Here is an 11,823-nt window from a genome sequence, read left to right as displayed (position 1 = left end):
CCTGGTCATGGCGACGTCCGATCGGGCGGAGACAAGTTTCCGAAGGGGATGACGAACCGTGCCTGTCTACGACACCGAATCGATGGCCATCGCGGCCGGCCAGGTGGAGAAGCTCAAGGACGAGTTCGAGAAGTCCAAGCAGAAAGTCACCGGCCTGGACCACGAGAAGGAAAGCCCCTTCGGCGGGATGGACGAGACGGGCGACGCGCACGGCGCGGTCGGCAAGTTCAAGGACGGCGTGCACAACCAGTTCGACGCCGCGGGCAGGCACATGGAGGCGCTGGGGTACGCCATGCGCAAGGCCGCCGGGCTGATCGCCGAAACCGACCAGGTCGGCGCGAGCGATCTGCAACTGCACGTCGACAAGTAAGCAGGGGGCACCACAGTGGGTTTGAACGGGGGCGGCGCCGGAACGCCGGACAACTGGGACGCCTTCATGAAGAAGGTCGACCAGGTCGAAAAGGTCGATCTGGGGAAAATCACCGCGGCCGCCGCGCAGTTCCGCGAGGCGGGCAAGAATGCCGGTGACCACAACGCGTCCCTGAAGAATTCGACCGACGCGCTCAACGGCAGCGTGTGGGCGGGGCCGGCGGCGGACCAGTTCTTCCAGTACGTCCGGCAGGTCCGCGACGCCGGCACCAAGGTGCAGACCCACCTAGAGGACGTCGCCAAGGACCTCGACGACCTCGCGCGGACCCTCGACCAGATCAAGAAGAACGTCGGGGACAAGCAGCTCGCCGCGGAGAAGGCGGTCAACGAGCGCAACGCCAAGGCCGAGACCGACATCAACAACGCCTTGGCCGCGGCGAAGAAGGCGCACGACGAGGGCAAGCCGGGGCCCAGCCCCAGCGCCGACGAGATCCTGGCCACCGCCAAGACCGACATCCACACCATCACGGCCGGCTTCGACGGCGACGTGACCGGCCTGCAAACCCAGGCCGACACGGCGATCAAGGCGTCCCAGCAGCTGATGTCCCAGCAGATCGAGGGCGGCTACGACCAGGTCCCCCTGCCGAGCAGCTCGGCAGCGGCCCCCAAGAGCACGGGCGGCATCCACAGCAACGGCTCCTCCCACGGCGGCGGCGGTGGGGGCGGCGGTGGCGGTGGCGGCGGGGGCGGCGGCGGCCTCGGCCCGAGCGGCGGCCCGCCTTCGTCGCCGCCGCCGGGGAACGTCCAGCAGTGGATCCAGGAGGCCATGAAGGCGCTGCAGGCCGCGGGAATCCCGGTGACGGACGCCGACATCCCGAAGATCTGGGCGATCATCCAGCATGAATCCGGCGGAAATCCGAACGCCATCAACAACTGGGACAGCAACGCGGCCGCGGGGCACCCGTCCAAGGGGCTGATGCAGTGCATCGACTCCACCTTCAACGCCCACAAGCTGCCCGGCCACGACAACATCTACAACCCGGTCGACAACATCATCGCCGGCGTGCGGTACTCCTTCGACCGGTACGGCAGCCTCGACAACGTGCCCGGCATCAAGGCCATGGCCCACGGTGGTGCCTACCGCGGCTACTAGCCTGGCCCCATGGCCGACCTCGGAGCTTTCGCCGGGCCCGCGCTGCGGGCCGGCGTGCCGCCCTTCCACGTCATGGACGTCCTCTCCGCGGCCGGGGCCCGGCAGCGCAGCCACGGCGATCTCGTCTCGCTCGCGGCCGGGCAGCCCTCCGCTCCGGCGCCGGAACCGGTGCGGGAGGCCGCGCAGAAAGCCCTCGGGAACAGCACCCTCGGCTACACCGAACAGCTCGGCATCCCCGAGCTGCGCGAGGCCGTCGCCGGGCACTACCAGCGGAAGTACGACGTCGACGTCCAGGCGCACGACGTCGTCCTGACCACCGGGTCCTCCGGGGGCTTCCTGCTCGCCTTCCTCAGCGCCTTCGACCCCGGCGCCAAGGTCGCCATGGCGCGGCCCGGCTACCCCGCCTACCGCAACCTGCTCTCCGTCCTCGGCTGCGAGGTCGTCGAGTTCGCCACCACCGCCGAGACGAACTTCCAGCCGACCGTCGCCCTGCTCGACGAGCTCGGCCCGATCGACGGCCTGATCGTCGCCAGCCCGAGCAACCCCACCGGCACCGTGCTGCCGCCCGGGGAGCTCGCCGCCATCACCGGCTGGTGCTCGTCGCACGGCGTGCAGCTGATCAGCGACGAGATCTACCACGGCATCTCCTACGGTGCCGAGCTGGACTGCGCGTGGCAGTACGGCCGCGAGCCGATCGTGCTCGGCAGCTTCTCGAAGTACTTCGCGATGACCGGCTGGCGGCTCGGCTGGATGCTCGCCCCGCAGCGGCTGCACCGCGCGATCGACGTCCTGACCGGCAACTTCACCATCTGCCCGCCCGCCGTCTCGCAGTACGCGGCCCTCGCCGCCTTCACACCCGAGGCGTACGCGGAGGCCGACGCGCACGTCGAGCGGTACCGCGCCAACCGGGATCGCCTCTTCGCCGGACTGCAGCGGATCGGCCTCGGCAAGCTCGCCCCGGCCGACGGCGCCTTCTACGCGTACGCCGACGTCAGCGCGTACACCCACGACAGCCTGAGCTGGTGCCAGCGGCTGCTCGCCGACACCGGGCTCGCCATCACGCCCGGCGTCGACTTCGACCCGGTCGACGGCGGGAAGTACGTCCGGTTCTCCTTCGCCGGCAGCGCCGAGGACATCGACGAGGGAGTCCGGCGGCTGGGGGACTGGCTGGCCAGGGGGAACCCTGAATAAACCCCGAACGTTGGCTCGACGAGGGGAGTTTCACCGCGTCAGGTGGCAGTGTGGAGTCATCGGGCCGGTGGGGCCACGGGGAAGAGTCGGAGGAGCCATGTTCTGGAAGATCGTCGGCGGCCTGATCGTCGCCTGGGTGGCGTTCATGGTGCTCGGCGCCGTGATCGGCTTCGTGTTCAAGGCCGTCCTGTGGATCGCCATCATCGGCGGCATCGCCTTCCTCGGCGCCGCCGGCTACAAGGCGGTCACCGGCGGCAAGAAGGACCCGCGGCGCATCAACCGCTACTGAAGTCAGGGGATCCGCGCCACGCCGCCCAGCGCCGTCCAGTTGACCGGCGTCAGCGGCGCCAGGCGCGGCCCGTCCGGCCACCACAGGTGCGGCGCGGTCAGCCCGGGCTCGAGCAGGTCGAGGCCGTCGAAGAACGACGTGATCTCGGTCCGCGTGCGGTAGCGCGTGTCGAGCCCGGTGCGGCCGAGGTGGTCCTGCAGGGCGGTCGCGACGGCGGCCGCTTCGGAGCCGTCGTCCGGGTTGTGCCGGTGCAGCAGGAGCAGGAACGAGCCGGGCGCGAGCGCGCCGACGTAGGACTTGACCACCTGCTGCGCCTGCTGGAGGTCGGCGATGTGGTCGACGACCCCGCAGAGCACGAGCCCGGCCGGCCGGTCGAAATCGATGAACCGGGTGGCCCCGGCGAGCGTTTCGCCGGGGTTCAGCGGGTCGGTGCCGCAGACGTGCGTGAAGTCGTTGTCGACGAGCAGGGCCCGGCTGTGCGCCTTCACCACCGGGTCGTCGGCGACGTAGACGACGTGCGCCTCCGGGTTGTACTTCTGCGCCACCTGGTGGGTGTTTTCCGGCGCCGGGAAGCCGGCGGCGAGGTCGAGGAACTGGTCGACGGCCAGCCGCTCGGTCAGGTAGCGGACGGCGCGCACCAGCCACTGCCGGGTTTCCCGCGCCATCGCCGGGGCTTCCGGCGCGATCGCCGTCAGCTGCCGCAGGACGGCGCGGTCGGGCTCGTAGTTGTTCTGCCCGCCCAGTAGCGCGTCGGTGACGCGAGCGATGCTCGGCCGTTCGAAGTCGACGTGGGCCGAAGGTCGTTCGCTCGTCGCCATGCGCACCTACCGGGGAGTGTGGGGACGCTCAGCCTAGGTCATGGAGATCACGGCGGGTAGGCGGCCGTGCGGTGCGGGTGATTTGTCAGCCGAGCCAGGCGCGGGCCGCGTCGGCCCCGTTCCACACGTGCGCGCGGAGCCCGACCGCCCGCGCACCCTCCACATTGGACTCGCGGTCGTCGAAGAACAGGCAGTCGGCGGGCTCGGCGCCGAGCTCGTCGAGCAGGAGGCGGAAGATCTTCGCGTCCGGCTTGACGCACCGGACGTCGCCCGAGAACAGCGTGACGCGGAAGTACCGCGCCCACTCCTGCGCGCGGACCCACTCGCCGAACGCGACCGGCGCGTTCGAGAGCAGCGCCAGGTTCGCCCCGGCTTCGGAAAGCGCTTCGAGCAGCGCCGCCGACGACGGCTCCAGGTGACCCCAGCCCTGGACGTCGACACGGGTCAGCTCGGCGGCCAGCGCCTCGTCGACGGGCGCGCCCACGGCGTTGCCGACGGCCTGCCAGTACTCGAGCGGGGTGCTGCCGGCGTCGTAGGGGATCCGGTGCTCCCAGTACGCCTTCAGGAACTCCGGCAGCGGTGCGCCCATCGCCGCGGCCAGGTCGGGCAGGGCGGCGCTCGGCTTGCTGAGCACGTCGCCGTAGTCGAACACGATCCAGTTCACGCTGTCCCCCGGGACCTTCCTCAGGCGCCGGTCTTGATCCGGCGCAGGGCTTCTTCGACGTCGGTCGCGCTCAGGTCCCGGTGGGTGACGAACCGGACCTTGCCCGCCATCGGCACCGCGCGGATGCCGAGCGAGTCGAGCCAGGCGAGCGCGGTCGGGATGTCGGGGACCTCGGCGAGCACGATGTTGGTGTCGGGCACGTTGGTCGGCCAGCCGTACTCGCGCAGGCCTTCGGCGAGCCGCTGCGCGTTCTCGTGCGACTCGGCCAGGTCGGGGATGCGGTCGAGGGCGATCAGGCAGGCCGCGGCCAGGACGCCGCCCTGCCGGACGCCGCCGCCGAGCATCTGGCGCATCCGGCGCGCCCGCTCCACGAAGGTCGCGCTGCCCGCGACGACCGAGCCGACCGGTGCGCCGAGGCCCTTGCTGAAGCAGGCCGACACGGTGTCGACGCCGACGGTCAGCGCGGCCGGTGGCACTTCGAGCGCGACCGCGGCCTGCCAGAGCCGGGCGCCGTCGAGGTGCACGGTCAGGCCCGCTTCCTTGGCGACCGACAGCAGCTGGGCGTGCTCGTCGGGCGGCGTCACCGCGCCACCGGCGGCGTTGTGCGTGTTCTCGAGGCAGAGCAGCGAGGTCCGCAAGGTGAAGTACGGTCCGGGCTGCCCGATGGCGGCCGCGAGGGAGTCGGGTGACGGGCGGCCCGGGCCGCCGTCGTGCTCGAGGATGTCCGGCATGCCGCCGGCCAGCCACGCCGCCGAGCCCAGCTCGTTGACCAGCACGTGCGCGCCACGGGTGGCGAGGAACCGGTCGCCGCGCTGCAGGTGCAGGCTCAGCGCGATCAGGTTGGCCATCGTCCCGCTCGGCACCCAGAGCGCGGCCGGCATGCCCAGTACGTGCGCCGCCCGCTCCTCCAGCTCGGCGACCGTCGGGTCGCGTTCGAGGACGTTGTCCCCGACCTCGGCGGAGGCCATCGCCGCCCGCATCGTGTCGTCCGGCCGGGTGACGGTGTCGGAGCGGAAGTCCAGTACGGGCGGGTCGAAGGTCACGTTGCGATCACATCACACCCTCGTCGCGGGGATCAATGCGCCCTTGAGTGGTCGAACCCACCCGGTCCGTGCAACCGTGGACGCCCCTGATTCCGTCTTACGGCCGGACGACAACAGAGCGGAGCACGACTGCGCGTGGACCAGCGCGACGAGCAGGAGTTCGCGGAGTACTTCGCCGCCAGGCGGGACGCCGTGCGCCGGACCGCGTACATGCTCTGCGGCGACTGGCACCGTGCGGACGACCTCGCGCAGACGGCGTTCGTGGCACTGCACCGGAGGTGGAAGAAGATCAGGGATCGCGCGGCGACCGACGCGTACGTCCGCAAGACGCTCGTCCGGGCGTCGATCGACGAATCGCGGCGTCCGTGGCGGCGCGAGTGGCAGACCGAGACGCTGCCCGAGCCGTCCGACGACACGCCCGGCCTCGACGACCTCGTCGCGACCAGGGAGGACCTGCTCGCGGCGTTGAAGGAAGTACCGCCCAAGCAGCGCGCGGTGCTGGTCATGCGGTTCTTCGAAGGGCTCGACGTGACCGGCGCGGCGAAGGCGCTGGGCTGCAGCGAAGGCAACGTGAAGAGCCAGACCGCGCGCGGGCTGGCGAACCTGAGGCAGGTCCTCGAACGGGAGGTGGAGACCAATGGATGAGCAGGAGCTGCGCTCGTTGTTCTCCGCCGCGCCCGGGGACGCCCCCGAACCGTCGTTCACCGAGGGCGACGTCGTCCGCGAATCCCGCCGCCAGAGCGTCCGGCGCCGCAACCGGATCACCGCCGGGGTGGGGGCCGTCGTGCTGGTCGTCGCCGGGTTCGGCGTCTACGGCCAGCTGTCCGGGGGTATCCCCAAGTCGATGACCGCGGCGGACAACGCCGCACCCGCGCAAGCGGGGCGGGGCTCCGGGCAACCCGGGGACGGCCCGATGCGTCCTGAAGTCGGCGGGGAGTCACCGAACTTCTCGGCCCAGCCACCTCAGCAGGGGGGTGACGGGGACGGGAAGACCGGCCCGTTGGCCGAAGGCGCCTCCGGGTGCGAACAGGTGGACGGGGAGCTCGCCACTGCCCTCGCTGGCGAGCTCCCCGGCCACTTCGTCGCCGCCCAGGCCGTCCCGGGTGGCGCCTGTTCGACGGTGTCCCGGTCCGCCGGGTTCCCGGTCCCGGGCGGCGAAGTCGCCGCGGCGGTGTACCCGAAGGGCATCCCGGAGGTCTTCAAGTCCCAGCCGGCCGGCACGGTCACGGCTCGGGCCGGTACGGCGTCCGGTGGGGTGCTGGTGCTGGTCAGCGTGCCTTCCGCGGGGGCGGCGGCGCCGTACGCGGGCCAGGTGGACCGGTTCGCCCGCGATCTCGCGCCCCAGTTCTGAGCCCGGGTCCGCCCGGTTGGCAGAATGACCGGCCATGACCGCTGCGACCACCCCGAAGGGGGAGCGACGGCGTGCCGCGCTCGTCGAGGCCGCCGCGAAACTGCTCGTCGAGGGCGGGTTCGACGCGGTGCGGCACCGGGCGGTGGCCGAGCGGGCGGGCCTGCCGCTCGCGTCGACGACGTACTACTTCGACTCGCTGGAAGACCTGGTCACGGCGGCCGTCGAGCACCACTCGAACGCCGAGCTGGCGACCGGCCGCGCCCGGCTGGAGGAGCTCGCGACCCGCAACCGCGGCGTGCAGGCGACCGTGGACCTGGTGCTGGAGATGCTGCTCGGCCCGGAGAGCGGCGACCCGGTGGCCGACGCCGAAGCCGTCCTGCTGCGGTACGAGCGGCTGGTCGCGACCGGCCGCCGCAAGTACCTGCGGCCGCTGATGCGGACGCTGTCGGCGCAGCTCAACGAGCTGCTGACGGAGATCTTCGCCCGCTCGGGCACCCCGGTCACCCCCACCGAGCTGGCGCGGCTGGTCGCGCTGGTCGACGGCGCGGTCGTCAACGCTCTGGTCGAGGTCGACCCGGAGCCGCGCGCGGCCGCCGCCCGGATGCTCCAGGCCGCGCTCGCCGGGTGAGCACTCAGGACCGGTTGCGCTGAGCCTTCTCCAGGTCTTCGCCCGCCTTCGTGACGAGCGCGAGCATCGCCTGCTCGGCCGCGGCCGGGTCACCCGCGACGATGGCGTCGAACACCTTCCGGTGGCTCGGCACCGGGTCTTCCGCCGGCGAGGTGCCGTGCACCAGCTTGTCGCGCTCGGCCAGCCCGATCGCGATGATCCGTTCCATCCGCATCAGGAAGTTGTTGTGCGTGGCGGCCATCAGCCGCCGGTGGAAGGCGAGGTCGGCCTGGACGCTCGCGTCCGGGTCGTCGCCCGCGGCGGTCATGTCGGCGAGCGCGTCCCGCAGCGAATCGAGGTCCTCCTCCGTGGCGCGCCCGGCGGCGATCCGGGCGGCGGCGGGTTCGACGACCGCGCGGACTTCGGAGAGCTCGTCGAGCAGCCCGGGGTCGTCGGCGGCCGCGGTCTGCCAGCGCATGACGTCGGCGTCGAGCATGTTCCACTTTTCGCGCGGCTGGACGAAGGTGCCCCGCTTCTGCCGGGCGTCGATCATGCCCTTGGCCGCGAGCACCTTCAGCGCCTCCCGCAGCGCGGTCAGGCTGATGTCGAGCTCTTCGCGCAGCGCGGGCAGGTCCAGGACGGTGCCCTCGCCCCACTCGTCGGAGAGGATCCGGCTGGCCAGTGCCTCCACGGTCTGGCCGTGCAAGCCGCGTGGCCGGTGTTCGGTCAATGGAGGGCCCTCTCAGCCGGTGAGGTGGTGACCGCATTATGAACGCCGGATCAAGACAGCGAAACCGGCAGCACGAACGTCGGTGAACCCGTTGGGTAGTACCGCAGCTCCGCCTCGCCGGACGCGGTCAGCGCGAACGCCGTGATCGCGTCCTCCGACTGCGCCGCCACGTAACAGGTCCCGTCCACCAGCGCGAAGTGGCGCGGGTTCTTGCCGCACGGCTGGTCCGCCACCGCCGCCGCCTCGTCCAGCGCGAACTCCGTCACGCAGTCGGGCCCGCGGTTCGAGACGTACAGGCGCGAGTCCGCCAGTTCCAGGTGCGCCACCAGGTTCGGCTGCACCGGCGACAGCGTCGAAGGCGTCGACGCGACCACTTCGAACGCCCCCGGCGACTTCTCGCGGACGGTCACCAGCGTCCCGGCCAGCTCGCCGACCACGTACGCCAGGTCCGTGCCGGGCCGGCGCACCAGCTGACGCGGTCCCGTGCCCGGCGGCAGCGCGGACACCGCCAGCGGCTCGAGCGAACCCGACGCCGTCAGCGTGTAGCTGCGGATCTCGTCCGTGCCCAGGTCGACCGCGCTCACCACCGAACCGTCCGCGGCCGGGACCGCCATGTGGACGTGCGCGGCTTCCTGGCGGTCGGTCACCGGGCCGCTGCCGCTGTGCTGCACCAAAGCCGTCCGGGACTCCACCGTGCCGGAGGAAGACAGCGAGAACACCGCGACGCTGCCGCCGGTGTAGTTGGCGCACAACAGGAACCGGCCGTCCGGCGTCACCGCCAAGTGGCACGGGTGCGCGCCGCCCGTCTCCGCCGTGCCCAGCACCGACAGCTCACCCGACGGCGAGATGGCCAACGCCGTCACGCCGCCGTCCACGGTCTCGTTGGCCGCGTACAGCACCGGCAACGACGGGTGGCGCACCAGCCAAGACGGCGATTCCAGCGGCAGCGAAGCCACTTCGCGCAGCGAGCCGGACGGTGACCGCGAGAGCGTGGTGATCCCGGTGCCGTTCCCCGCGTCGCCGGTGTAGCACCCGACGAAGACCAGCTCAGCCATGCGCGCTCCTCAACAGCGTCTCGACCCGGGTGGCGATCTCCGCGGCGGTGCCGCGGGTCAGCGCCGAGCCGATCCCGCAGGCGACCGCACCCGCCGAGAGCCAGCCTGGCACGTCCTCGGGACCGATGCCGCCGGTGGGTACCAGCGGGGCCTGCGGCAGCGCCGCCCGCACGTCCGCCACCCACGACGGCCCCAGCGCCGACGCCGGGAACACCTTCACCGCGTCGGCGCCTTCCTCCAGTGCGCGCACGATTTCGGTCACCGAACCGGCGCCCGGCAAGGCGGCCGCGCCGTACCGGTGCGCGGTCCGGATCACCGCGGTGTCCACCGAAGGCGACACCAGGAACCGGGCGCCCGCGCGGATCGCGAGCACCGCGGACGTCTCGTCGAGCACCGTGCCTGCCCCGATCGTCGCCTCCGGGTACGCGGCCGCGAGCCCGGCGATCGCGTCCAGCGCGCCGGGGTTCGTCAGCGGCAGCTCGATCGAGCGCAACCCGGCTTCGATGGCCGCGCGGGCGGCCTCCACCGCGGACTCCGCGTCGCGCGTGCGCACGATTCCGACGACTCCCTGGCGCACCGCCTCGGCCATGATCTCCCACCGGTAGCTCATGGCCTCAGGTTACCTTGTGAGTTCTTAAATTAGGATTTATTCTGGCTTCGGGAAGGGAGCGGCGATGCCGACAGCGGTGGTGACCGGAGCGGCGTCCGGGATCGGGGCGGCGACCGCGCGGAAACTCCTGGACGACGGCTACCGGGTGCTGGGCGTGGACATCGCCGAGCTGCCCGAGGGCGTCACGCCGGTCCGCGGCTCGGTGAGCGAGGAGGCGACCTGGGCGGCGATCGGCGAGGTGGACGCCCTGGTCAGCAACGCCTACGTCCCGAGCACCGGGCCGCTGCACGAGATCGGCCTCGCCGAGTGGCAGCGCCAGCTCGACGTCAACCTGACCGGCACCTACCTCGCCGTGAAGGCCTGCCTGCCGTCGCTGCGGGAACGGCGGGGCGCGGTCGTGCTGGTCTCGTCGGTGCACGCACACTTCGGCCTGGCAGGCCACCCGGCGTACGCCGCCAGCAAGGGCGCGCTCGTCGCGCTGGCCCGGCAGCTGGCCGTCGAGTACGCCCCCGAGGTGCGGGTGAACTCCGTGCTGCCGGGGCCCGTGCTCACCCAGGCGTGGGACCGCATCCCGCCCGAGGACCGCGAACGCAGCGCCCGGGCGACGCCTGCCGGGCGGCTCGGCCGGCCGGAGGAGGTCGCGGCCGTGATCGCGTTCCTGCTCTCGGCCGCGGCGTCGTTCGTCACCGGCGCCGAGCTGACCGTCGACGGCGGCTGGTCCGCCGCCAAGGATTCCGCGTAGAAACGGGGTACCCCGGGTGAAGATCACCGGCATCGAGACGTTCCTGGTCGCGCCGCGCTGGCTGTTCCTCAAGGTCAGCACGGACGAAGGGATCAGCGGCTGGGGCGAGCCGGTGGTCGAGGGCCGCGCGGAGACCGTCCGCGCGGCCGTGCACGAGCTCTCGGAACTGCTCGTCGGCCAGGACCCGCTGCGCATCGAGGACCACTGGCAGGTGTTGCGGCGCGGCGGTTTCTACCGCGGCGGCCCGGTGCTCTCCAGCGCGCTCGCCGGGTTCGACCACGCGCTGTGGGACATCGCGGGCAAGGTCCGCAACGCGCCGGTGCACGAGCTGCTCGGCGGGCCGGTCCGCGACCGCGTCCGGGTCTACAGCTGGGTCGGCGGCGACCGCCCGGCCGGTATCCGGGAAGCGGTGGCCGCCCAGGTCGAGGCCGGGTTCACCGCGGTGAAGATGAACGTCGCCGGGCCGCTGACGCCGATCGCGTCCCCGGCCGAGGCCGACGCGGCGGTGGCCCGCGCGTGGGAAGCGCGGGAGGCGCTCGGCCCGCACCGCGACCTCGCCATCGACTTCCACGGCCGCGTCTCGCCCGCGATGGCGCGCCGGCTGGTGCGGCTGCTGGAGGACGTCCAGCCGATGTTCGTCGAGGAGCCGGTGCTGCCGGAGATCCAGGGTGACGCGCTGCGCTCGGTCGTCGAGGCGTCCACCGTGCCGATCGCACTCGGCGAGCGGCTCTACTCGCGCTGGGAGTTCAAGCCGGTGCTCGACGCCGGTGTCGCGGTCGTCCAGCCCGACCCGTCGCACGCCGGCGGCATTTCCGAGCTGCGGCGGATCGGGGCGCTGGCCGAGGTCTACGGCGCTTCGCTGGCACCCCACTGCCCACTCGGCCCGATTTCGCTGGCGGCGTCGCTGCAGGTCGCCTTCGCGACGCCGAACTTCCTGATCCAGGAACAAAGTCTGGGCATGCACTACCACGAGGGCCGGGAGCACGACTACCTCGCCGACCCGGCCGTCTTCGCCTTCCAGGACGGCTACGCGGCCCGGCCGCTCGGGCCGGGGCTCGGCATCGAGGTCGACGAAGCCGCCGTGCGCCGGGCGGACGAGGTCGGGCACGCCTGGCGCTCACCGATCTGGCGCCACGACGACGGCGGCTTCGCCGAGTGGTGAAAACCCCGGCCGGTTACCGCGCTGACCTGCGCAGGTAGG

General features: G+C 72.1%; 15 protein-coding genes. 9 read left to right on the top strand and 6 right to left on the bottom strand.

Annotated elements, in window-relative coordinates; translation table 11 throughout:
- Positions 1–58: 58 nt before the first annotated feature.
- From ACWEGE_RS22865 to ACWEGE_RS22850, 4 genes are all read left to right on the top strand, one after another.
- Complete coding sequence (locus ACWEGE_RS22865; protein WP_449662458.1) at positions 59–370, top strand: hypothetical protein; 312 nt, start codon at positions 59–61, stop codon at positions 368–370.
- A gap of 15 nt (positions 371–385) precedes the next feature.
- Positions 386–1,522 (top strand): transglycosylase SLT domain-containing protein, encoded by a 1,137-nt coding sequence (locus ACWEGE_RS22860; protein ID WP_449662457.1) that lies wholly within the window; start codon positions 386–388, stop codon positions 1,520–1,522.
- A gap of 9 nt (positions 1,523–1,531) precedes the next feature.
- The gene (locus ACWEGE_RS22855) at positions 1,532–2,713 is read left to right on the top strand and encodes a pyridoxal phosphate-dependent aminotransferase (protein WP_449662456.1); all 1,182 of its coding nucleotides are present in this window, start codon (positions 1,532–1,534) and stop codon (positions 2,711–2,713) included.
- A gap of 97 nt (positions 2,714–2,810) precedes the next feature.
- Positions 2,811–3,002 (top strand): hypothetical protein, encoded by a 192-nt coding sequence (locus ACWEGE_RS22850; RefSeq protein WP_103347849.1) that lies wholly within the window; start codon positions 2,811–2,813, stop codon positions 3,000–3,002.
- Between the two features lie 2 nt (positions 3,003–3,004).
- Here the strand turns inward: ACWEGE_RS22850 and ACWEGE_RS22845 are convergent, their stop codons facing one another.
- The 3 genes from ACWEGE_RS22845 to ACWEGE_RS22835 all read right to left on the bottom strand — a co-directional run bounded on the left by ACWEGE_RS22845 (position 3,005) and on the right by ACWEGE_RS22835 (position 5,527).
- Positions 3,005–3,820: an SAM-dependent methyltransferase gene (locus ACWEGE_RS22845; protein ID WP_449662455.1), complete on the bottom strand. Its 816-nt coding sequence runs from the start codon at positions 3,818–3,820 to the stop codon at positions 3,005–3,007.
- 85 nt (positions 3,821–3,905) lie between these two features.
- On the bottom strand, positions 3,906–4,484 hold the full coding sequence (locus ACWEGE_RS22840) for an HAD family hydrolase (RefSeq protein WP_449662454.1): 579 nt from the start codon (positions 4,482–4,484) through the stop codon (positions 3,906–3,908).
- A 20-nt stretch (positions 4,485–4,504) separates the two neighbouring features.
- On the bottom strand, positions 4,505–5,527 hold the full coding sequence (locus ACWEGE_RS22835) for a threonine aldolase family protein (RefSeq protein ID WP_449662453.1): 1,023 nt from the start codon (positions 5,525–5,527) through the stop codon (positions 4,505–4,507).
- A 135-nt stretch (positions 5,528–5,662) separates the two neighbouring features.
- On the opposite strand from ACWEGE_RS22835, the gene ACWEGE_RS22830 reads away from it, so the two are divergent.
- The 3 genes from ACWEGE_RS22830 to ACWEGE_RS22820 are packed head-to-tail and all read left to right on the top strand — an operon-like array spanning position 5,663 to position 7,506.
- On the top strand, positions 5,663–6,172 hold the full coding sequence (locus ACWEGE_RS22830; RefSeq protein WP_449662452.1) for a SigE family RNA polymerase sigma factor: 510 nt from the start codon (positions 5,663–5,665) through the stop codon (positions 6,170–6,172).
- Positions 6,165–6,878 (top strand): hypothetical protein, encoded by a 714-nt coding sequence (locus tag ACWEGE_RS22825; RefSeq protein ID WP_449662451.1) that lies wholly within the window; start codon positions 6,165–6,167, stop codon positions 6,876–6,878. The genes ACWEGE_RS22830 and ACWEGE_RS22825 overlap by 8 nt, the downstream gene beginning before the upstream one ends.
- Positions 6,879–6,912: 34 nt before the next feature.
- Positions 6,913–7,506, top strand: a complete 594-nt coding sequence (locus ACWEGE_RS22820; protein ID WP_449662450.1) for a TetR/AcrR family transcriptional regulator — start codon at positions 6,913–6,915, stop codon at positions 7,504–7,506.
- Positions 7,507–7,510: 4 nt separating this feature from the next.
- On the opposite strand, the gene ACWEGE_RS22815 is transcribed toward ACWEGE_RS22820, so the two are convergent.
- Genes ACWEGE_RS22815 through ACWEGE_RS22805 form a run of 3 tightly spaced genes read right to left on the bottom strand, consistent with a single transcriptional unit; the run spans position 7,511 to position 9,880 of the window.
- Entirely contained in the window at positions 7,511–8,215 is a 705-nt protein-coding gene (locus tag ACWEGE_RS22815) for a FadR/GntR family transcriptional regulator (RefSeq protein WP_449662449.1), read from the bottom strand.
- 50 nt (positions 8,216–8,265) lie between these two features.
- On the bottom strand, positions 8,266–9,270 hold the full coding sequence (locus ACWEGE_RS22810; protein WP_449662448.1) for a lactonase family protein: 1,005 nt from the start codon (positions 9,268–9,270) through the stop codon (positions 8,266–8,268).
- Positions 9,263–9,880: a bifunctional 4-hydroxy-2-oxoglutarate aldolase/2-dehydro-3-deoxy-phosphogluconate aldolase gene (locus ACWEGE_RS22805; RefSeq protein WP_449662447.1), complete on the bottom strand. Its 618-nt coding sequence runs from the start codon at positions 9,878–9,880 to the stop codon at positions 9,263–9,265. Before ACWEGE_RS22805 ends, ACWEGE_RS22810 begins: the two co-directional genes overlap by 8 nt.
- Before the next feature lie 64 nt (positions 9,881–9,944).
- Here ACWEGE_RS22805 and ACWEGE_RS22800 point away from each other — a divergent pair, with 64 nt between their 5' ends.
- Entirely contained in the window at positions 9,945–10,622 is a 678-nt protein-coding gene (locus tag ACWEGE_RS22800) for an SDR family NAD(P)-dependent oxidoreductase (RefSeq protein WP_449662446.1), read from the top strand.
- A gap of 16 nt (positions 10,623–10,638) precedes the next feature.
- Positions 10,639–11,784, top strand: a complete 1,146-nt coding sequence (gene dgoD, locus ACWEGE_RS22795; RefSeq protein WP_449662445.1) for a galactonate dehydratase — start codon at positions 10,639–10,641, stop codon at positions 11,782–11,784.
- The last annotated feature ends 39 nt before the right edge of the window (positions 11,785–11,823 follow it).

The organism is Amycolatopsis sp. NPDC004747, assembly GCF_053601335.1.
This window is presented reverse-complemented; position numbering and strand designations above follow the sequence as displayed.

Bases quoted from the DNA above. Each gene is read 5' to 3' on its own strand.
- ACWEGE_RS22855 (WP_449662456.1), top strand. From the start codon at position 1,532: ATGGCCGACCTCGGAGCTTTCGCCGGGCCCGCGCTGCGGGCCGGCGTG.
- ACWEGE_RS22850 (WP_103347849.1), top strand. From the start codon at position 2,811: ATGTTCTGGAAGATCGTCGGCGGCCTGATCGTCGCCTGGGTGGCGTTC.
- ACWEGE_RS22845 (WP_449662455.1), bottom strand. From the start codon at position 3,820: ATGGCGACGAGCGAACGACCTTCGGCCCACGTCGACTTCGAACGGCCG.
- ACWEGE_RS22825 (WP_449662451.1), top strand. From the start codon at position 6,165: ATGGATGAGCAGGAGCTGCGCTCGTTGTTCTCCGCCGCGCCCGGGGAC.
- ACWEGE_RS22820 (WP_449662450.1), top strand. From the start codon at position 6,913: ATGACCGCTGCGACCACCCCGAAGGGGGAGCGACGGCGTGCCGCGCTC.
- ACWEGE_RS22810 (WP_449662448.1), bottom strand. From the start codon at position 9,270: ATGGCTGAGCTGGTCTTCGTCGGGTGCTACACCGGCGACGCGGGGAAC.
- ACWEGE_RS22805 (WP_449662447.1), bottom strand. From the start codon at position 9,880: ATGAGCTACCGGTGGGAGATCATGGCCGAGGCGGTGCGCCAGGGAGTC.
- ACWEGE_RS22800 (WP_449662446.1), top strand. From the start codon at position 9,945: ATGCCGACAGCGGTGGTGACCGGAGCGGCGTCCGGGATCGGGGCGGCG.